Source organism: Kribbella shirazensis, assembly GCF_011761605.1.
Classification (GTDB): domain Bacteria; phylum Actinomycetota; class Actinomycetes; order Propionibacteriales; family Kribbellaceae; genus Kribbella; species Kribbella shirazensis.
Genome location: NZ_JAASRO010000001.1, coordinates 1,593,345 through 1,612,497, shown reverse-complemented (window position 1 = coordinate 1,612,497; position 19,153 = coordinate 1,593,345). Strand labels below are relative to the sequence as shown.

Genomic DNA, 19,153 nt, shown 5'->3' with positions numbered 1-19,153 from the left:
AGCCTGATGCGGTGCAGCCGCCGGGTGGCTTCGTGCACACGTTCCTGCCGGGACGGGTGGTGTTCGGCGCCGGGGCCCTCGAGCGCGTCGGTGCGGAGGTCGAGGCGCTCGGCGTACGGCGAGTGCTGGTCATCGCAACGAACTCCGCACGCGCCGCAGCCGATGCCGTCCAGACACAACTCGGCGACCGTTTCGCCGGCCGCATCGACGGAGTCGCCCAACACGTCCCGACCGAAGCCGCGGAGCAGTCCCGAACACAGGCAAGGGAATCCAACGCCGACGCGATCGTCGCCATCGGCGGTGGCTCCGCAATAGGCCTGGCCAAAGCCATCGCCCTCACCTCATCCCCACAACAGTCGTCCGCAACGGGCGGTGCGACGACTGAGGGCTCGGTTGGCGGTGGTGGGGTGGTGGTCGTGGCCGTACCTACTACCTATGCGGGGTCGGAGATGACTCCGGTGTGGGGGGAGACGGCAGCAGGGCGTAAGAGCACAGGGGTGGATTTGCGGGTGTTGCCTCGGGTGGTGGTTTACGACCCGATGTTGAGTCGCGGGCTGCCGGTGAAAGTGACTGCGGCGAGCGTTGCCAACGCGATTGCGCATTGTGTCGAGGCGGTGTGGACGCCCAAGGCGGATCCGTTCACCGAGGTGGTAGCGGCGGAGGGGCTTCGGGCGTTGGCGGGTGGGATGCGTGAGGTGCTGGCCACGCCGGACGATTTAGATGCTCGGGGCAAGCTTATGTACGGCGCCTGTCTCGCAGGGTCGGCGTTGGCGACGGCGGGTACGGGGTTGCATCACAAGCTGTGCCATTTGCTTGGTGGAACCTACAACCTACCGCACGCCGAGACGCACGCCGCGGTGCTCCCGCAGGTGGCTCGCGTCAACGCTTCCTCGGTCCCACAGGCAAAGGCTCGCCTGGAAGCGGCGCTGGGCACAACGGACCTGGCCGCCGGACTGTTCGACCTGTTCCAGGCGGCGGGGGTTCCGACGAGTTTGCGGGATCTAGGGCTGACCGAGGCGCAGGCGGAAGAAGCCGCCAGGACATTCCAGCCGACGGACAACCCGATCCCGGTGACCGAGGGCCTGGTGCGCGAGATCCTCAGCCGCGCCTGGGCCGGTACGCGACCTTGACGAACGAGGAGACCGGATGGACCTGCAAGGTGATGACCTGACCGCAGCCGTGGTGGCCAGCTTCGACGGCAGTGCGAGCGACCGGTACAAGCACCTGATGGGCGCCCTCGTCCGTCACCTGCACGCGTTCGCGAGCGAGGTGGACCTCACCGAGGACGAGTGCTTCACAGCGATCGACTTCCTGACCAGGACAGGCCAGATCTCCACCGGCACGAGACAGGAGTTCGTGCTGCTGGCCGACGTACTCGGGCTGTCCATGCTCACCGTCGGGCTGGGCAACCGGAAACCGCCGGAGGCCACCCAGTCGACCGTGTTCGGCCCGTTCTTCGTCGAAGGATCCCCCGAGGTTCAGCTCGGCGACGACATCGCGAACGGCGCCCCCGGACAGCCGTGCCTGGTGAGCGGCAGGGTCCTGAACACCAAGGGCGAGCCGATCGCCGGAGCGCTCGTCGAGACCTGGCAGGCGGACGAGGACGGTTTCTACGACGTACAGAAGGACCTCGACCGTCCACAGAACCGCGCGCACCTCACAACAGATGCTGACGGCAACTACCGGTTCTGGGCGGTGAAGCCGGTCGCCTACCCGATCCCCGACGACGGCCCGGTCGGCGACCTGCTCCGCGCCGGCGGTCGCGGCTCGATGCGTCCGGCCCACATCCACTTCATGGTCACCGCTCCCGGCTACAGCCGCCTCATCACCCACGTCTTCGCAGCAGGCGACGAGTACCTCGACACCGACGCGGTCTTCGGCGTCAAGCAATCACTCATCGCCGAATTCACCGAGCACGACGCAGGCACCGAGGCACCGGACGGCACAACCCCGGACCAGCTCTACTACACCGTCCACTACGACCTGGTCCTCGCCACCGCCGAGCACACCACCTGATGGGCCAGACCGCGTTCTGCACGAGGCTCGCCGGCGAGGAGATCGGCCGGATCCGCACCTGGGGCGCGCGTCCTCGCCGCCTGGCCGACTACACCAAGGCCGGCTCTCCTCGTCCGGCCGGACGCGCACATCGCTTACCGCTCGTTCGAGCAGCCCGAGGAACCGACGCTCCGGCAGGCGATCCACGTAGTACCTAGGCCGCTGATGACTCCTGGGTCTCGCGGAGGATTCGGTCGAGGATCGCCGAGATCTCCGCGGTCTCGGCGTCCAGGAGGGTGATCAGCGCGACCCGGGAGGTCTCGGACCGCGCCTCGAGAGCTGCGGCGCTCAAGGCGCGCACGGTGCCCAGCTCGTGTATCAGTTCGTCCCACAGAGCGTTCATCAACAAACCCCCATGTCTCCCGTCACCAACCCAGCGCGACGAGAAGGCCTCACTTCTGTCGTCAAGAACAACGGGAGCACGCGGCCGGAGGTTACGTACTTGTCAACAACTTCCAGCCGTGGGCGCGTACGACAGGGGTGTCGGAGACCGGGAGCTGCTGATCCTGGTCGGAGATGTTCAGCAGGAGCAGCACCCAGTCGTCACCGTGCGTGCTCCGCAGCGCGACGGTCTCGTTGGTCAGATGCTCGACGGTAGTCCGGGCGCGGGTGAGCCACGCATTCCGTCGCCGTACGCCGATCAGCTCCTGGTGCAGGCGGTACGTCGGCCAACCGTGCGGCGCGAGCTCGTCCGGAGATCCCGGGAACGCCGGACGGATCGCGTCGTCGCCGCCGGCCCGCTCCTCCTTCGTCCCGCGGAACGCCTGCTCGTCCCCGGAGTACACACTCGGTACGCCGCCGACCGTGAACAGGATCGCCAGCGCGTGACCGAGATGGCGCTCGTCGCCGAGCCGCGTCGCGAGCCGGGTCACGTCGTGATTGCCGACGAACGTCTGCGGCACGAACGTGTCGAGCAGCGCGTCGTGCCGCCCGAGCGCATACGCCAGCTCGAAGAAGTTGCCGTCGTTGAGCGAACTCCAGATCGCCTTCCACAGCTCGTACTGCGTCACGGAATCCAGCCCGCTCCGCGCGACGTACTCCGCGTAATCGCCGTGGATGACTTCACCGAAGTACCAGACGTCACGCTCCCGCGGCAGCACGTCGCGCTAGAACTCCGGCGGTACGGCGTACGCGGCGTCCAGGCGCCATGCGTCGACACCGCGCTCGTTCCAGAACCGCAGCACCTCACCGACGTACTGCGCGACTTCGGGCCTGCTGTGGTCGAGCGCGACGAGCTGCTCGTGTCCCTCGAAGGTGGCGAGCCCATCGGCGTCCCGGCGAAACCAAGAAGGGTGAGCAAACGACCGCGCGACGTGATTGAAGACGCCGTCGAGGGCGACCCGCAGTCCGCGGGCGTGCGCCGCGGCGATCAGGTGGTCGAAGTCCGCAGCGTCACCGAGGCGCGGATCGATGCGGAAGTGGTCGATCGTGTCGTACCCATGCGTCTCGGACGCGAAGACCGGTCCGAGCAGCGGCCCTGAGCAGCCCAGCTCGATCGCGTAGTCGAGCCAGTTCTCCAACTGCGGCAGGCGGCGCACGACGCCAGGTACAGCAGCCTGCTCGGCGCCGGTGAAGCCGAGTGGGTAGATCTGCCACCAGATCGCGTGATCAGCCCACATGTTGACCGAAGGTGTGGCGGCGGATCCAGGCGTGCATCGCGATGGCTGCCGCGGCGCTGGCGTTGATGGAACGGGTGGAGCCGAACTGGGCTATCGACAGGACTGCTGTGCAGACCTGGTGGGCCTCGGCAGTCAGGCCAGGCCCTTCCTGACCGAAGAGCAGTACGCAGGCCCGAGGCAGGTCGTAGGTCTCCAGCGGGACGGAACCCGGGAGGTTGTCGATACCGATGACCGGAAGGTCGTGCTCAGCGGCGTAAGAAGCAAGGTCGTCCAGCGTCGGCTGGTGGCGGACATGTTGGTAGCGGTCGGTGACCATCGCGCCGCGGCGGTTCCACTTGCGCTGGCCGACAATGTGCACCTCCGCCGCCAGGAAAGCGTTCGCGGTCCGCACCACCGAGCCGATGTTCAGGTCGTGCTGCCAGTTCTCGATCGCGACGTGGAACGGGTTCCGCTGCCGGTCCAGGTCCTCGACGATCGCCTCGAGTCTCCAGTACCGGTATTTGTCCACGACGTTGCGCCGGTCACCCTCCGCGAGCAGCGCCGGATCCAGCCGCGGATCGTCGGGCCAATCGCCCTCCCACGGGCCGACGCCGACCTCGCTCGGGCCCACCATGTCTGCTCCCCGTAGGTCGCTGCTCAGCTCACGCACAGGTCGGGACGCTACCCTGTCCGCGTGCTTCCTATTGTCGCGATGCTGATGCCGTCCTGGATGGACCCCGAGTACCTGCTGCACTGGCTGGGTGACTGGGCGCTCTGGGGGACGCTGCTGGTCGTGTTCATCGAGTGCGGGGTGCTGTTCCCGATCCTGCCCGGTGACTCGCTGCTCTTCGCGGTCGGCCTGTTCATCGCGCAAGGCTCCATCGACGTACCGCTGTGGCTTGCCTGCGTGCTGCTGACGATCGCGGCGTTCCTCGGCAACGTCTCCGGCTACTACATCGGCCGATTCCTCGGTACGTCGCTGTTCCAGAACCCGAACGCGCGGTTCCTGAAGCCGAAGTACATCGAGCAGACCCACGAGTTCTTCGAGCGGTACGGTCCGCGGGCTCTGGTGCTGGGCCGGTTCGTGCCGATCGTCCGGACGTTCATCACGATCGTCGCCGGCGCCGGGAGGATGGACCCGAAGAAGTTCTTCCTGTGGACCGCCATCGGCGCCGTGATCTGGGCCCCGGGTCTCACGCTGCTCGGGCACGCGCTCGGCAACGTGAAGTTCATCCACGACCACCTCGAGTCCACGCTGCTCCTGCTGGTCGTGGTCTCGCTGATCCCGATGGTCGTCGAGTACTTCCTCGCCCGGCGCCGCCGCCGCGCGAACGGCGCCGAGACCGCCAAGCACGCTGCGCCGAAGCACGCTGTGACGAAGGACTAGTGCCCGAAGGGAAACAGCGGGTCGGACCAGACCCAGTCGGTGCTCAGGAGCGCGAGGTCCGCGACGTCGACGGGGCCGGTCGGCAGTGGACCGACCACCTGACCGGAGCCGAGTGAGCAGGCCACCCGGATCCGATCTGCCGCCTGGTACCAGACCAGCGCCCCCCGTGGCGCCGCCCCTTCACGGAGCAGGGCATGGTGGTCGAGCCAACGGACCGCGTCGGCCGCGTCGTGCCAGCCGCTGTCGTGCGCGTAGCCGAACGCCATCCGCTGGAACTTCAGCGGCCAGTCCAGCCAGGCTGCCGAACCAATGCGCTCCAGCTGCCAGTTCAGCGCCGCCTCAGTGTCCCGCGGGTTCGCCACCCGCGGGACGTTCCGGCGCTCCACAGCAAGCTCCCCCCAGGCCATAGGTATCCTCCCCGATCCCCCGTCCTCGGCCTGCTTGCCGCGGCATGGTCGAAATCCTGCCGGATCCGAATACAGCCGCCGTACATTCAGCTGACCGCCGCACCTGCTTCTGAACCGACCAGGAGCTGTCGGCATTCGGAGGCAGCGGCGTCGTTCCCGGCCTGCTGCCAGACCCGCGCGGCGCGCTCCAGGGTACGGCGGGCGTTGTCGAGCTTCCCCGTCGACAAGTAGAGCTCGCCGAGGTGCTGCGCCGCCTCGCCCTCGACGCTGCGATCGCCCAACCGGTGGCCGATGTCGATCGCGTCCAGCAGGATCTTCCGGGCCGCGGCCACCTCGCCGCGCTCCATCAGCGCCTGCCCGAGCAACGCCCGCGTGTACGCCGCGCAGTGGTCGTCGCCCATCCCGTCGAAGATCGCCAGCGCCTTCCGCACCTGGCGGACCGCTTCGTCGTGCCGCCCCTGATGGACCCGGAGCGCCGCGATCCGCCGTCGTACCTTGGCCTCCCGGTGCGCGTCCGCGCGCCGTACCGCGATCAGGAACGCCTGCGCCAGGTACTTCCGGGCGGTGACCACGTCGCCGCGGACCAGGTAGACGTTCGCCGCCGCGGTCCGCGCCAGTGCCTCGCCGTTCGCGTTGCCGACCTCGACGAACGCCTCGATCGCTTTCTCGTACTGCTCCAGTCCCTTGTCGCGCTCGCCGCGTTCCCGCAGCCAAGTGCCGAGCCCGACGGCGGCGACGCCCTCACCGAGCCGGTCGCCGACCTCGGCGAACAGTTGCGCGGCCGCGTCCAGGTGCCGCCGCGCGGTCTCCCAGTCGTCCTGGTAGACGGCGAGCTGGCCGAGGTTCCGGTGCATGATCGCCTCGCCGCGCCGGTCCCCGCACGCGATCGCGCTCTGCAGTCCCTGCTGGTGCGAGCCGTTCCAGTCGTCGAAGCCGGCGCGCAGGTCCAGGTACGGTCCCCAGGCGGCGGCGATCCGCCAGGCGTGGTCGTGCAGCCCGTTCTGCGCCGCGGCCCGGATCGCCGGCACGAACGTACTGCGCTCGCTGTCGAACCACGCGATCGCATCGGTCTCGGTGAACGGTGACGGGTCCGGCGCCGTCAACGGACCGGTGTGTTCGAGTACGCCGAAGTACTCGAAGGACAACGCGTTGTTGGCGCGCCGTATCTTGTTCAGGATCGCGTCGACGACCGTCTCGACGTCCCGAATCGCTTGTGCCTTCTGCTCCTCGGTGCCGACCCCGAGCGCATGCAGCCGCAGCAGGTCGTGGACCCGGTACCGCGCAGTGCCGCGCTGGTCGACCGAGCTGATCCGGACCAGGTTGACCTCGATCAGCCGGTCGAGGCTCCGCCGTACCGAGGCCGGCGACGCGACCGCCTCCAGCGCACGGGCCGAGAAGACACCGACGGCGAAGTGGCCGATCAACCGGTACAGCCGGGCCTCTTCCGCGCTGAGCGCGCCGTAGCTGAGGTCCGCGCTGGTCCGTACGGCGAGCTCGCCGATGCTCAGCTCGTCCAGCCGCGACGTCTCGTCCCGCAACCGCCGGGCCAGCTCGCGCGCGCTCAGGTCCGGACGCTGCGCCAGGCGGCTGCCGACGATCCGGATCGCGAGCGGCAGGTTCGCGCAGGCGGACAGGATCTCCTCGGCCTCAGGCGACGACGGATCGATCCGGTCGGCGCCGGCGACCGATGCCAGCAGTGCTGCGGCGTCACGGTCGTCGAACGTGTCGAGCGGCGTACTGTCCGCACCGGCCAGGTCCATCAGCCGGTTCCGGCTGGTCACCACGACCGCCGACGCGCCGGTGCCCGGCATCAGCGGAGTCACCTGACCGGCCGTGGCCACGTCGTCGAGGATGATCAGCACCCGGCGGCTGGCCAGCTCGGACCGCAGCATCGCGGACCGCCGTTCCGGGTCGGTCGGGATCGCGTAGTCGGGCAGGCTCAGGCTGAGCAGCAGATCGGTGAGTGCTGCGGCCGGATCGCGCGGGTGCGTCGCACCGTGCATGTCCAGGTAGATCTGCCCGTCCGGAAAGTGCTCCCGGACCAGATGGCCCAGCCGTACCGCGAGCGACGTCTTCCCCGTCCCCGGAGCACCGGAGATGACGGCGACCGGCGGGCGTACCGGGTCGCGGCCGCAGACCAGGTCCCGCAGTTGCTCGAGCAGGTCCTGCCGGCCGCTGAAGTCGGCCAGGTCGAGCGGGAGCTGGCTCGGCGGCCGCAGTGGGTCGGTCAGCTCGGGCGCGGCCATCGGTCCGGGCGGCACGACCGGGCCCGGGCGGTCCGCCGTACGGTCCGCCGGGATGCCGGGGTTGGGCCAGTTGGCCGACCGGCCGTTCTCGGCGCGGGCGCCTGCCGCCTCCAGCTCCGGACCGGGCTTGATGTCCAGTTCGTCGGCGAGCGTCTGCACGGCCTTCGCGTACGCCGCCCGCGCCTCGCCCACCCGCCCCGCGGCCACGAGCGCGTCGACCAGGCGCCGCCAGAGCTGCTCGTCGTACGGATCGTCGGTGAGCCGTGCACTCAGCAGTACGGCGGCGCCGCTCGCGTCGCCGTACTCGAGCCGGAGGTCCAGCAGGCTGTCGACGAGGCCCCGATGCTGCGCCTCCAGACGGGAGATCGAGCCCTCCCACGCCGCGGGCATCGGGAGGTCCTCCAGCGGCCGGCCGCGCCACAGCGCGTACGCCCGGGACAGCACCTGCATGGCCTGGCGGCCGTCACCGGCGTCGCGCAGGTGACCGCCCTCAGCCAGCAGGGACTCGAACAGGCTGGCGTCGAGCTGGTCGACCCCTACCTCGATGCTGTAGCCGGCGGCCGACGTGTCGATCGGCGTGGGCAGGCCGGCGTCCTGCAGCACCCCGCGGAGCGCGCGGACGTACGTCCGGATGTTCGCGGTGGCGGACCGTGGCGGGTTGTTCTCCCAGAGCGCATCCGCGATCAGGTCGGTCGAGACGAACCGGTTCGGGTGGAGGAGCAGCGTGCCGAGCAGTTGGCGCGGTTTGGCGGCCTTGAGCGGCTGCCCCTGGACGTGGACGAGCCGCAGAGGTCCGAGGATCCCGTACCTCAGACTGTCCACTCGTCCGACCTCTCCACTCTGGAACCGACCTATCGTGGCATCCGCCCGCACCCGCCGGGAAGGCCGATGTACGCCGGATGTATCTCAGTGCGGCACTGTTGACTCAGGTACCGGGGGGAGGGCAGGCCCGGAGGTGACGACCTGACCGCCGTCACGCCGGGCCTGGCACTGGGAGCGAGTTCGGGTTCGGGGGACCTGAACCACGGGGAACCGGTGCCTACTGGCCACCGGTGAATGGCGGTTGACCGTCCTGCGGAGCGGGGGAACCCGCAGGCGGCCCGCCCACCGGTGGCTCTCCCTGTCCCTGGTACTGCCCCTGAGCGGGGTACTGCCCCTGACCCGGCTGCTGGTACTGCGGCTGGCCTTGCTGCTGGTACTGCGGCTGGCCCGGCTGCTGGTAGTTGCCCGGGATCTGCTGCGGCGGTGCCTGGTAGTTGCCCTGGTCCCCCGGCATCTGCGGGTGGATCTGGCCCGAGGACGGCGCACCCGGCTGCATCGGCGGCGGCGCCTGCTCACCGGCGACCGACCCGACGGTGCCGAACGAGACCTGCGGGACCGCGCGGACCTGCTCGTCGTTGACCTCGAAGTACCCGGCCTTCTCGAACTTGAAGGCGCCGGCGATCAGGTTCGACGGGAACGCCTCGACCCGGGTGTTGTAGTCGCCGACGTTCGCGTTGTAGAACCGGCGGCCGGCCGCGATCCGGTCCTCGGTGTCGGTCAGCTCGCGCTGCAGACCGAGGAAGTTCTGGTTCGACTGCAGCTGCGGGTACTGCTCGACCGAGATCATCATCTGACGCAGCGCACCGGACAGCTGACCCTCCGCCGCCGCCCGCTGCTCCGGGGTCGCGCCCTGCACGTTCACGGCCTGGGTACGCAGCCGGGCGACCTCCTCGAACACGTGCCGCTCGTGGGCGGCGTACGCGCGCACCGTCTCGACCAGGTTCGGGATCAGGTCGTACCGGCGGTGCAACTCGACGTCGATCTGCCGCCAGGACTCCTGGATCAGGTTCCGTTGCTTGACGAACCGGTTGTACGACGTGATCAGCACGATCGCCAGAATGACGACGACCGCGAGGATCGCGATGATGACCCAGACCATGTTCCCAGCTCCCGAGTGATTGGCAGTGCTGGGAGCGACTCTACGGGTACGTAGGTCCGCCCGCCGGTGGCTGCTGCGGCTGCTGCGGGTACTGCGGCTGCTGGTAAGGCTGCTGGTACTGCGTCTGCGGCTGCGTCTGTGGCGCCTGCTGCGTGGGCGGGACCTGCGGGTACGGCGCCTGCTGGCCGCGGGGGTCGATGCCGGCGTAGTCGCGCCAGACGTACGGCGGGACGTTCGCCACGACCTGCTCGAGCAGCGCGAGGCGGTTCATCACCTCGTTCGGGTCGTGGGCGCCCTTGTCCCAGCCGACCAGCGAATTCCCCTCCACCCGCCAGCCGATCTCACCGCGGGCGAGCAGCAGCTCCATCATCCGCGGCGTCACCACCGCGTGCCCGAACCGCTCGTCGTCGGCCTTCACCCGGAACGACCGGTTGAACTGCTCGCTCTCGAACTGGATGTCGCGGAAACCGAACGCGTTCGCCACCGCGCCGCCGAAGATCCCCTCGTGCGTCACCTCGAGGTGCGGCAGCGCACCCGGCAACTGCAGCACGACCACACCGAAGTGGTGCGTGGTGGTCCGCCGGCGTCCCTTCGAGTCGGTCGAGTGCGTCTGGTAGCTGTAGTCGAAAGCAACCATCTGGTGGCCGTTGAACGCACCGGTCAGGACGTTCTTCGCCCGCCGGTTGTCACCGGTCTGGAACGGCGTACCCGCCCACTGGCCGGCGAGGGAGTGGTTGGCCGGAACGTAGGACCAGCCCTGAGAGGCGGCGAACCCGGCGAACAGCTCGCGGCGCTTCTTCGCGCGGTAGTAGTTGAAATAGCCGAGCGCGGCGACGACGACGATCGTCAGCAGGATGATCCACAGCGTGCTGCTCTGCATCAGCCGAGCCCCAGGTCCTCGAGCCCGAACACGGCCCGGTACTCCAGGTCCTCCGCCTCCACCCGCTCCCGCGCCCCGGTCGACCGGTCGACGATCACCGCCACCGCGACCACCTCGGCCCCGGCCTCGCGCAACGCCTCGACCGCGGTCAGCACCGATCCGCCGGTCGTCGACGTGTCCTCGACCGCCAGGACCCGGCGGCCCTTCACGTCCGGTCCCTCGATCCGCCGCTGCAGCCCGTGCGTCTTCTCGGCCTTCCGGACGACGAACGCGTCGAGCGTCCGCCCCTGCTGAGCCGCCGCGTGCAGCATCGACATCGCGACCGGGTCGGCACCGAGCGTGAGCCCGCCGACCGCGTCGTACTCCAGGTCCTTGGTCAGCTCGAGCATCGCCGGGCCGATCAGCGGAGCGGCGGCCGCGTCGAGCGTGATCCGGCGCAGGTCGACGTAGTAGTCGGCCTCTTTGCCGGACGCCAGCGTCACCCGTCCGTGCACGATCGCCTTGCCCTTGACCTGCTCCAGCAGTCCGTCCCGGTCGTAGCTCATGACTGGTAAGCCTAGGTGACCTACCGGTCAGGCGTGTTCGGGTGTCGAGTGTGCAGTGGAACTGCAAAGGCTGTGCATGACGTGTCGATGGACGCCGGTGGTTGCCCAGGACGACGATGTGGACGATCGTCGTACTGGAGGTGGGTGCCGTGAAGGCACTGGTGAAGGCCGAGGCGAAACCCGGTCTGTGGTTGCAGGACGTGCCCGAGCCGAAGATCGAGGCCGACGAGGTACTGATCAAGGTGCTCCGCACCGGGCTGTGCGGCACCGATCTGCACATCCAGAGCTGGGACCACTGGGCGCAGAAGAACGTGCCGGTCCCGATGGTGACCGGGCACGAGTTCTGCGGTGAGGTCGTCGAGGTCGGTGTCGGTGTCCGGGACGTCGCGGTCGGTGACCTGGTCAGCGGCGAAGGGCACCTGGTGTGCGGCCGGTGCCGCAACTGCCGGGCCGGCCGGCGCCACCTGTGCATCAAGACCCGCGGACTCGGCGTCCACGTGCCGGGCGCGTTCGCGGAGTACGTCGCGCTGCCCGCGAGCAACGCGTGGGTACACAAGGACGCCGTCGATCCTGACGTGGCCGCGATCTTCGACCCGTTCGGCAACGCCGTACACACGGCCCTGTCGTTCCCGCTCGTCGGCGAGGACGTGCTGATCACCGGCGCGGGGCCGATCGGGGTGATGGCCGCCGCGGTCGCGCTGCACGCCGGTGCGCGGAACGTGGTGATCACGGACCTGTCGGAGTACCGGCTCGACCTGGCGCGGAAGATCGGCGTCACCCGGGCGGTGAACGTCGGCGAGGAGACCATCGCGCAGGCGCAGCAGAGCCTCGGGATGCGCGAGGGGTTCGACGTCGGGATGGAGATGTCGGGGCAGCCGGCCGCGCTGCGGGAGCTGCTCGCGAACATGACGCACGGCGGGAAGGTCGCGATGCTCGGCCTGCCGTCGGACGAGATCGCGATCGACTGGGGCACGGTGGTGCTCAACATGCTGACCATCAAGGGCATCTACGGCCGGGAGATGTTCGAGACCTGGTACTCGATGTCGGTGATGCTGGAGCGCGGCCTGGACCTGACGCCGGTGATCACCCACCGGTTCGGGTACGGCGACTTCGAGCGGGCGTTCGACGTCGCACGCGCCGGGCAGTGCGGCAAGGTGATCATGGACTGGACGACGGAATCCCTGGAGGAGAAGCACTGATGTTCGGCCGGATGCGGGACGACCTGACGACGACCATCGGCGAGATCCGCGACGCCGGGCTCTACAAGTCCGAGCGGGTGATCACCTCACCCCAGCAGGCGCTGATCTCTGTTGCTACCGGCAACGAAGTACTGAACTTCTGCGCCAACAACTACCTCGGACTGTCCGACCATCCCGAGGTCGTCGCAGCCGCCAAGGAAGCCCTGGACCGGTGGGGCTTCGGGCTGTCCTCAGTGCGCTTCATCTGCGGTACGCAACAGATCCACAAGGACCTGGAGGGTGCCCTGAGCAACTTCCTCGGCACCGAGGACTCCATTCTCTACAGCTCCTGCTTCGACGCGAACGGCGGACTCTTCGAGACGCTGCTCGGCGCCGAGGACGCGATCATCTCCGACGAGCTCAACCACGCCAGCATCATCGACGGCGTCCGGCTGTCGAAGGCGCGCCGCTACCGCTACAAGAACCGCGACATGGCCGACCTCGAGGCACAGCTCAAGGACGCGGCGGACGCCCGGTACCGGCTGATCGCGACCGACGGCGTGTTCTCGATGGACGGGTACGTCGCCCCGCTCGACGAGATCTGTGACCTGGCCGAGCGGTACGACGCGCTCGTGATGGTCGACGACTCGCACGCGGTCGGCTTCGTGGGGCCGGACGGCGCCGGTACGCCGTCGCTGTTCGGCGTGAAGGACCGCGTCGACATCGTGACCGGCACGCTCGGCAAGGCGCTCGGCGGCGCCTCCGGCGGCTACGTCTCGGCGCGCCGCGAGATCGTCGAGCTGCTCCGCCAGCGCTCCCGCCCGTACCTGTTCTCGAACTCGCTGGCCCCGTCGGTCACCGCCGCCTCGCTGAAGGCACTGGAACTCATCGGCACCTCCAGCGCCCTCCGCGACAAGCTCGCCGCGAACACCAAGCTCTTCCGCACCAAGATGACCGAGGCAGGTTTCGACGTACTGCCCGGCGATCACCCCATCTCCCCCGTGATGATCGGCGACGCCGCCGAAGCCGGCCGCCTGGCCGACAAGCTCCTCGACCTCGGCATCTACGTCATCGGCTTCTCCTACCCGGTCGTCCCCCAGGGCAAGGCCCGCATCCGGGTCCAGCTCTCCGCGGCCCACGCAGTCGAGGACGTGGAACGCGCGATCGCCGCCTTCACGCAGGCCCGCGCGGCGCTCGCTGGATAGCTCCGGGACACCCCGGGCGGACCGCCGCTAGAGTTGCCCGGTCCGCCCTGGGTGAGGAGCCTCATGCGCCAGATGCTGGCCGTTGTCGGAATAGCAGGTTTGCTGGCCGTTGCCGGCTGTGGATCGGCAGCCGGACCGCCCGTGACGGCGCCGTCGCCCGCGTCGTCGAGCAGGGCGTCCGCGACCCCGACGCCCGAGACGTCGGGGTACCGACCGCAGGCCACCCCCGCCCGGAGTGTTCCGGTCGCGCGGACCGCGCCGGCGGCGTTGAGCGTTGCCGCCGCCGGGGCGAAGTACCTGCAGATCACCCGGCCGTACAACGTGGCGCTCGAACGCTTCGAGCAGGCGGCGAACGAGAACATGTCGCTGACGACGCTGCAGAACCGGGCGAAGGCGGTGGCCGCGGCGAACCTGGCCGAGTACGGCGCGCTGAGGTCGACCGCCTGGCCCGCCAGGGTCTCGACGCAGATGCGGGCCTTGGCGAAGGCGGACGCGGCCGCTCGCCCGCACTGGCTCCGCGCCGCGGCCAGCGACAGCAAGTCCGAGCTGGCCGACCACGTGAAACTCGCGTCGGCCGCCGGCGGCAAGGCCCCCTCCGCGCAGATCCGCCAGCTCCTGGGCCTCCCGAAGTACGACGAGAAGGACTACAGCTGACCATCGGTACCACAGGTGGCACCACCGCGGTACCATCGCAGTATGGCCATGAATCTGAGACTCGCTCCCGAGGTGGCGGCGGCGCTGCAGGCCGAGGCAGAACGTACCGGCCAATCCCAGCAGGAGATCGTCAGGGACGCGCTCGGCCGCCGGCTGCACCTGATCGACCACGAGGATCCGACGGGCGATCGCGAACACGCGCGGGCCACCCGCGCGGTACAGCCCGCCCGTGTCCCCTACCGCAAGGTGACACCGCGACTCCGGCTGCCGAAAGGCACCTCCAGCCTCGACCTGCTCGACCGGGGCGATCGCTTCTGATGCGCGTCTACTTCGACAGCAGCGCCCTGATCAAGCGGGTCGTGATCGAGGACGAGTCCACTGACCTGGTCGACTTCCTCGACGCACGCTACGAGCAGGGCGATCTGCTGGCCTCGTCTTCGCTCGCCTGGGTCGAGGTCTCCCGCGTCGTTCTGGCGCACGTGAAGACACCCGCCGACGCCGGCGACCTGATCGACGGCGCGATGTCCGGCATCGACGAACGCCCGATGACGGCCGAGATCGTCAGCGTCGCGCGCCGGATCGAACCGCTCGTCCTGCGAAGTCTCGACGCGCTTCACCTCGCGACGGCTGTGCTGATCGACGCCGACCTCGTCGTCACGTACGACGACAGGCTGGCGGACGCCTGTCGTCGCAACGCCCTGGCCGTCGCCGCGCCGGGGCGTGACTGACTTTTGTCGGTGGTGGGCGGGAGGATGCCTGCATGGTGGTGATGAGTGCGCGGGCGGTCAATCGGGCCACGGCGGCGCGGCAGATGTTGCTGGGGCGGGAGGCCTTGCCGGCGGTTGAGGTTGTCGGGCGGCTGGTGGGGATGCAGGGGCAGGAGGCCAAGCATCCGTACGTCGGGTTGTGGTCGCGGATCGACGGGTTCGACGAGGGGGAGCTTGATCGGGCGGTCGTCGCGCGGGACGTCGTACGGGCGACGATGTTTCGCGGGACGTTGCATCTGGTGACGGCGGCCGATTACCTGCGGTTCCGGGTGACGGTGGCGCCGGTGCTCGAGGCGGGGTTGAAGGTGCTGGGCGAGCGCGCGGCAGGGCTGGAGCCGGAGAAGGTGACGGCTGCGGCGGAGAAGTTGCTCGCGAAGGAGCCGTTGACGTTCACCGAGGTGCGGGACGCGCTGCAGCAGCAGTTCCCCGACGTCAACGAGCGGGCGCTCGGGTTCTGCACGCGGATGCTGGTGCCGCTGGTGATGCACCCGGCGGACGTCCGGTGGTCCTGGACCGCGAACTCCCGGTTCACGCCCGCGGAGGCGTGGATCGGCAAGAAGCTCCACCGGCGCGCGGAGACGAGCGAGCTCGTCACCCGGTACCTGCGGGCGTTCGGTCCGGCCACGCCCGCGGACTTCCAGACCTGGTCGGGGTTGCAGAAGGCGAAGCCGCTGTTCGATGAGCTGGAACTGGAGACGTTCAAGGACGAGTCCGGCAAGACGCTGTACGACGTACCGGATGCGCCGCGGCCGGATCCGGACACGCCCGCGCCGGTGCGGTTCCTGCCGGAGTTCGACAACGTCCTGCTCTCGCACGCGAAGCGGGACCGGATCATCGCGGACGAGCACAAGCCGGCCGTGTTCACGAAGAACCTCCGCGTGAAGGCGACGTACACGGTCGACGGCCTGGTCGCGGGCCTGTGGACGAGCGAGAAGAAGCGTGGTGTGGCCACTCTCACGCTCACGCCGTTCGGCAGGACCCTGAAGAAGACGCAGGCCGAGCTGGAGCGGGAGGGCAGCGGGCTACTCCGCTTCCTGGAGCCCGATGCCACATCGTTCGCGGTGGTTACGAACGGTTAATGAGGTCGTTGTCACACGTCAGATGACTGGGCCGGAAACCTTTTGCCGGGTGGAATGGGTAGATGAGCACAGTCCCCTCCATCACTCTGGACAACGGCGTCGAGATCCCGCAGCTGGGCCTGGGGGTCTGGCAGGTCGAGGACGCGATCGTCACCGACGTGGTGACCGCGGCGTTCGAGACCGGCTACCGGCACATCGACACCGCCGCGATCTACGGCAACGAGGAAGGCGTCGGGCGGGCGATCGCCGCGTCGGGCATCCCGCGTGACGAGCTGTTCATCACGACCAAGCTGTGGAACTCCGACCAGGGCTACGACAGCACGCTGAAGGCGTTCGACACGAGTCTGGCGAAGCTCGGCCTCGAGTACGTCGACCTGTACCTGATCCACTGGCAGTCGCTGCAACGCGATCTGTACGTCGAGACCTGGAAGGCGTTCGAGCAGCTGTACGCCGACAAGCGGGTCCGCGCGATCGGCGTCTCGAACTTCCACGAGCCCGCGCTGCGGCGGATCTTCGAGGAGACCACGATCCGGCCGGCGGTGAACCAGATCGAGCTGCACCCGGCGCTGCCGCAGGACGAGCTGCGCGCGTTCAACGCCGAGAACGACATCGTCACGCAGGCGTGGAGCCCGCTGGCCTCCGGCGAACTGATCGGCAACCCGGCACTGAAGGCGATCGGCGAGCGGTACGGCAAGTCGCCGGCGCAGGTGATGATCCGCTGGCACCTGCAGCTCGGCAACGTGGTGATCCCGAAGTCGGTGACGCCGAGCCGGATCCAGGAGAACTTCGAGGTCTTCGACTTCCGCCTGGACAACGACGACATGGCCGCGATCGCGGACCTGGAAACCGGCGTCCGCACCGGCGGCGACCCCGACGTCTTCGGCTAACCCCACCCCGCCCCACCTCGCCCCGCATTTGCCTGGCTGACCAGCCAAATGCGGGGTTTGGCACCCGTATTCACGGTGCAGAACCCCCGATTTCGCTGGCCCACCAGGGAAATGCGGACGGTGCGGGGTGGTGGTCAGAGGAGGTCGAGGAAGCGCGCCAGGACGGGGGAGCGGTTGTCCGGGGACCAGGCTACCGAGAGTTGCCATGGTGGTAGGTCGTCGGACAACTCGCGGTACACGACGGCGTCGGGGTTGGACGGTGGCGTCGGACCGATCAGCAGCGAGACGCCGAGTCCGGCCGCGACCAGCGAGACGATCGTCTGTACGTCGGCCGCCTCCTGCTCGATCCGCGGCGTGAACCCGGCCGCCCGGCAGAACCCGACGATCGTGTCGTACACCGCCGGGCCGCTCGGTCGCGAGTAGAACACGAACGGCTCGTCCGCGAGGTCGGTCAGCCGCAGCCGCTTACGCCGCGTCAGCCGATGCCCGGCCGGTAACGCGGCGACCAACGCGTCCTCGGCAACCACCCGCGACGACAACCCCGGTGCAAGCCGCACCACCGTCGTCGTCGAGCTCACCCCGTGCTTCCCGGCCCCGGACACGCCGTGCTCTCCGCCCGCGGCCGCGCGCTGCCTCCCGCCCGCCGATGTACCGGATGCCCCAGCCGCGACCGGTGCCGGCGCGGTCGGGCGGAGGAGGCCGACGTCGATCCGCCCGTCCCGCAGTGCCTCCGTCTGCCGCAGCGTCGTGGTCGACTCCAGGTCCAGCACCACCTCGGGGTACGCCCGCCGGAACGCTCCCAGCAACCGCGGCAGTACCTCGAACGTCGCCGACTGCACGAAGCGCAGCCGCAACGTCCCGAGCTCCCCGCGCTGTGTCCGCTGTGCCGCGCGCACCGCCTCGTCCGACCGGCGGAGCAGGTCCCGCGCCTCGGCCAGAAATGTCTCCCCCGCCGCCGTCATCACGAAGCGCCGCTTCACCCGGGCGAAGAGCTCGACGCCCAGATCACGCTCGAGCGCCGCGATCTGCCGGCTGAGCGACGGCTGGGTCAGGTGCAGCCGCGTGGCCGCACGCCCGACGTTCATCTCCTCGGCCACCACCACGAACGACCGGAGCTGTCGCAGTTCCATGCCACCAATCATGCACCAGGAACATCAACTCCGCGCGGAACTTTCATTGGACGTATCAACACCTGAGTTCCTACTGTCGAAGTGTCGAAAGGAACCACTGTGTTGTACGTGCCGTACTCCGTCATCAAGACGGTCCACGAAGAAACCCACTCCGCAATGCCGAACGCCCCGGTGCGTCCGCATGTCCCGAGGCGCCACCCGATCCGCGACGCGGTCCGCAGCTGGCGCGAACGCCGTACGCCGGACCGTCCGGCCGTCGAGCTGAAACTGCTCCCAGGCGGCCAGGGTGACGAACTGTGCCAAGCTGAGGTCCGTGATCGAGGTACGACGCCTGCGGGTGTTGCGCGCGCTTGCTGACCACGGGACTGTGACCGCGGCCGCCGAGGTGCTGCATCTGACGCCCTCGGCGGTCTCCCAGCAACTGGCGGCCCTGGAGTCCGAGGTCGGCCAGGAACTACTCGAACGCCGCGGCCGCCGCGTCGCGATCACCTCCGCCGGCCGCCTGCTCCTCGCCCACACCGACACGATCCTCGCCGAGGTCGAGCGTGCCGAGGACGCGATGCGGCTGCACGCGAACGGCGCGAACGGCGAGGTCCGCGTCGTCGCGTTCGCGACCGCGATCTCGCTGCTGGTCGCGCCGGCGCTGCCCCGGCTCCGCGAGACCAGTCCCGGTCTCGACCTCGTCGTCCGCGACGCCGAGGGGCACCAGGGCATCACCTACCTGCTCGACGGCGACGCCGACCTCGCGATCGCGGTCGAACACCGCGGCTCACCGCGCCCCGACGACCGGCGCCTGGTCCGGATCCCCTTGTACGCCGAGCCTTTCGTCGCCGTCCTGCCGCCGGCGCACCCGGCCGCGGACCACGACACGATCGAGCTCTCCATGCTCGCAGGAGACGACTGGGTGATGACCGCACCCGGCAACCCGATCCGCGACGTCGTACTGCTCGCCTGCGAACAGGCCGGCTTCCCGCCGCGGATCGTCCACCAGTCCGACGACTTCCGCGCCGTCGCCGCGCTGGTCGCGGCCGGCGGCGGAGTCTCGCTCGTCCCGCGCCTCGCCGTACCCGAACCGACCCTCGCCGTGATCCGCCCACTCCCCGAACCGGCCCCGGCCCGCCGCGTGTACGCCGCCGTCCGCGCGAGCCGCGCCGACCACCCGCTGATCACCGCCACCCTCGCCGTCCTCACCGAGGTCGCCGAAAAGCTGTAAA

The 19,153-nt window shown here is 69.3% G+C and carries 19 protein-coding genes and 1 pseudogene; 11 read left to right on the top strand and 9 right to left on the bottom strand.

Annotated elements, in window-relative coordinates:
• Positions 1–32 precede the first annotated feature (32 nt).
• Complete coding sequence (locus BJY22_RS07910; protein WP_202891029.1) at positions 33–1,130, top strand: iron-containing alcohol dehydrogenase; 1,098 nt, start codon at positions 33–35, stop codon at positions 1,128–1,130.
• Positions 1,131–1,146: 16 nt separating this feature from the next.
• Positions 1,147–2,016 (top strand): dioxygenase family protein, encoded by an 870-nt coding sequence (locus tag BJY22_RS07905; RefSeq protein WP_202891028.1) that lies wholly within the window; start codon positions 1,147–1,149, stop codon positions 2,014–2,016.
• Between the two features lie 193 nt (positions 2,017–2,209).
• Here BJY22_RS07905 and BJY22_RS07900 read toward each other — a convergent pair whose 3' ends face one another.
• From BJY22_RS07900 to BJY22_RS07890, 3 genes and pseudogenes are all read right to left on the bottom strand, one after another.
• Positions 2,210–2,398 (bottom strand): hypothetical protein, encoded by a 189-nt coding sequence (locus BJY22_RS07900; RefSeq protein WP_167204850.1) that lies wholly within the window; start codon positions 2,396–2,398, stop codon positions 2,210–2,212.
• A 91-nt stretch (positions 2,399–2,489) separates the two neighbouring features.
• A pseudogene (locus BJY22_RS07895) lies at positions 2,490–3,674 on the bottom strand (alpha-amylase family protein).
• Positions 3,664–4,287, bottom strand: a complete 624-nt coding sequence (locus tag BJY22_RS07890; protein ID WP_167204848.1) for an RNA methyltransferase — start codon at positions 4,285–4,287, stop codon at positions 3,664–3,666. The pseudogene BJY22_RS07895 and the gene BJY22_RS07890 overlap by 11 nt, the downstream one beginning before the upstream one ends.
• Positions 4,288–4,347: 60 nt before the next feature.
• Here BJY22_RS07890 and BJY22_RS07885 point away from each other — a divergent pair, with 60 nt between their 5' ends.
• A complete protein-coding gene (locus BJY22_RS07885) occupies positions 4,348–5,040 on the top strand; it encodes a DedA family protein (protein ID WP_337758359.1) in 693 nt (230 codons plus the stop codon).
• Here BJY22_RS07885 and BJY22_RS07880 read toward each other — a convergent pair.
• The 5 genes from BJY22_RS07880 to pyrE all read right to left on the bottom strand — a co-directional run bounded on the left by BJY22_RS07880 (position 5,037) and on the right by pyrE (position 11,039).
• Complete coding sequence (locus tag BJY22_RS07880; protein ID WP_167204846.1) at positions 5,037–5,447, bottom strand: hypothetical protein; 411 nt, start codon at positions 5,445–5,447, stop codon at positions 5,037–5,039. The genes BJY22_RS07885 and BJY22_RS07880 overlap by 4 nt on opposite strands.
• Positions 5,448–5,533: 86 nt before the next feature.
• Positions 5,534–8,515 (bottom strand): BTAD domain-containing putative transcriptional regulator, encoded by a 2,982-nt coding sequence (locus BJY22_RS07875; protein WP_167204844.1) that lies wholly within the window; start codon positions 8,513–8,515, stop codon positions 5,534–5,536.
• Between the two features lie 217 nt (positions 8,516–8,732).
• Complete coding sequence (locus BJY22_RS07870) at positions 8,733–9,614, bottom strand: LemA family protein (protein ID WP_167204842.1); 882 nt, start codon at positions 9,612–9,614, stop codon at positions 8,733–8,735.
• Between the two features lie 40 nt (positions 9,615–9,654).
• The gene (locus BJY22_RS07865) at positions 9,655–10,494 is read right to left on the bottom strand and encodes a DUF3137 domain-containing protein (protein ID WP_238350312.1); all 840 of its coding nucleotides are present in this window, start codon (positions 10,492–10,494) and stop codon (positions 9,655–9,657) included.
• Positions 10,494–11,039, bottom strand: coding sequence for an orotate phosphoribosyltransferase (gene pyrE / locus BJY22_RS07860; RefSeq protein WP_167204840.1), 546 nt, complete (start codon positions 11,037–11,039; stop codon positions 10,494–10,496). The genes BJY22_RS07865 and pyrE overlap by 1 nt, the downstream gene beginning before the upstream one ends.
• Positions 11,040–11,188: 149 nt before the next feature.
• On the opposite strand from pyrE, the gene tdh reads away from it, so the two are divergent.
• From tdh to BJY22_RS07825, 7 genes are all read left to right on the top strand, one after another.
• Positions 11,189–12,238, top strand: a complete 1,050-nt coding sequence (tdh, locus tag BJY22_RS07855; protein ID WP_167218006.1) for an L-threonine 3-dehydrogenase — start codon at positions 11,189–11,191, stop codon at positions 12,236–12,238.
• On the top strand, positions 12,238–13,422 hold the full coding sequence (locus BJY22_RS07850; RefSeq protein WP_167204838.1) for a glycine C-acetyltransferase: 1,185 nt from the start codon (positions 12,238–12,240) through the stop codon (positions 13,420–13,422). The genes tdh and BJY22_RS07850 overlap by 1 nt, the downstream gene beginning before the upstream one ends.
• 63 nt (positions 13,423–13,485) lie before the next feature.
• Positions 13,486–14,076 carry a hypothetical protein gene (locus tag BJY22_RS07845; RefSeq protein WP_167204836.1) on the top strand — a complete coding sequence of 197 codons (591 nt, stop codon included), beginning with the start codon at positions 13,486–13,488 and terminating at the stop codon, positions 14,074–14,076.
• A 42-nt stretch (positions 14,077–14,118) separates the two neighbouring features.
• Entirely contained in the window at positions 14,119–14,394 is a 276-nt protein-coding gene (locus BJY22_RS07840; RefSeq protein WP_167204834.1) for a ribbon-helix-helix protein, CopG family, read from the top strand.
• Complete coding sequence (locus tag BJY22_RS07835; RefSeq protein WP_167204832.1) at positions 14,394–14,804, top strand: type II toxin-antitoxin system VapC family toxin; 411 nt, start codon at positions 14,394–14,396, stop codon at positions 14,802–14,804. The genes BJY22_RS07840 and BJY22_RS07835 overlap by 1 nt, the downstream gene beginning before the upstream one ends.
• Before the next feature lie 32 nt (positions 14,805–14,836).
• Positions 14,837–15,922, top strand: coding sequence for a winged helix DNA-binding domain-containing protein (locus BJY22_RS07830; protein ID WP_167204830.1), 1,086 nt, complete (start codon positions 14,837–14,839; stop codon positions 15,920–15,922).
• A gap of 62 nt (positions 15,923–15,984) precedes the next feature.
• On the top strand, positions 15,985–16,809 hold the full coding sequence (locus tag BJY22_RS07825) for an aldo/keto reductase (RefSeq protein WP_167204828.1): 825 nt from the start codon (positions 15,985–15,987) through the stop codon (positions 16,807–16,809).
• 134 nt (positions 16,810–16,943) lie between these two features.
• Here BJY22_RS07825 and BJY22_RS07820 read toward each other — a convergent pair whose 3' ends face one another.
• Entirely contained in the window at positions 16,944–17,939 is a 996-nt protein-coding gene (locus BJY22_RS07820; RefSeq protein WP_167204826.1) for a LysR family transcriptional regulator, read from the bottom strand.
• 313 nt (positions 17,940–18,252) lie between these two features.
• On the opposite strand from BJY22_RS07820, the gene BJY22_RS07815 reads away from it, so the two are divergent.
• Complete coding sequence (locus tag BJY22_RS07815; protein ID WP_167204824.1) at positions 18,253–19,152, top strand: LysR substrate-binding domain-containing protein; 900 nt, start codon at positions 18,253–18,255, stop codon at positions 19,150–19,152.
• Position 19,153: the final 1 nt, after the last annotated feature.

Bases quoted from the DNA above. Each gene is read 5' to 3' on its own strand.
- BJY22_RS07905 (WP_202891028.1), top strand. From the start codon at position 1,147: ATGGACCTGCAAGGTGATGACCTGACCGCAGCCGTGGTGGCCAGCTTC.
- BJY22_RS07900 (WP_167204850.1), bottom strand. From the start codon at position 2,398: ATGAACGCTCTGTGGGACGAACTGATACACGAGCTGGGCACCGTGCGC.
- BJY22_RS07890 (WP_167204848.1), bottom strand. From the start codon at position 4,287: ATGGTGGGCCCGAGCGAGGTCGGCGTCGGCCCGTGGGAGGGCGATTGG.
- BJY22_RS07880 (WP_167204846.1), bottom strand. From the start codon at position 5,447: ATGGCCTGGGGGGAGCTTGCTGTGGAGCGCCGGAACGTCCCGCGGGTG.
- BJY22_RS07870 (WP_167204842.1), bottom strand. From the start codon at position 9,614: ATGGTCTGGGTCATCATCGCGATCCTCGCGGTCGTCGTCATTCTGGCG.
- BJY22_RS07865 (WP_238350312.1), bottom strand. From the start codon at position 10,494: ATGCAGAGCAGCACGCTGTGGATCATCCTGCTGACGATCGTCGTCGTC.
- pyrE (WP_167204840.1), bottom strand. From the start codon at position 11,039: ATGAGCTACGACCGGGACGGACTGCTGGAGCAGGTCAAGGGCAAGGCG.
- BJY22_RS07850 (WP_167204838.1), top strand. From the start codon at position 12,238: ATGTTCGGCCGGATGCGGGACGACCTGACGACGACCATCGGCGAGATC.
- BJY22_RS07845 (WP_167204836.1), top strand. From the start codon at position 13,486: ATGCGCCAGATGCTGGCCGTTGTCGGAATAGCAGGTTTGCTGGCCGTT.
- BJY22_RS07840 (WP_167204834.1), top strand. From the start codon at position 14,119: ATGGCCATGAATCTGAGACTCGCTCCCGAGGTGGCGGCGGCGCTGCAG.
- BJY22_RS07835 (WP_167204832.1), top strand. From the start codon at position 14,394: ATGCGCGTCTACTTCGACAGCAGCGCCCTGATCAAGCGGGTCGTGATC.
- BJY22_RS07830 (WP_167204830.1), top strand. From the start codon at position 14,837: ATGGTGGTGATGAGTGCGCGGGCGGTCAATCGGGCCACGGCGGCGCGG.
- BJY22_RS07825 (WP_167204828.1), top strand. From the start codon at position 15,985: ATGAGCACAGTCCCCTCCATCACTCTGGACAACGGCGTCGAGATCCCG.
- BJY22_RS07820 (WP_167204826.1), bottom strand. From the start codon at position 17,939: ATGGAACTGCGACAGCTCCGGTCGTTCGTGGTGGTGGCCGAGGAGATG.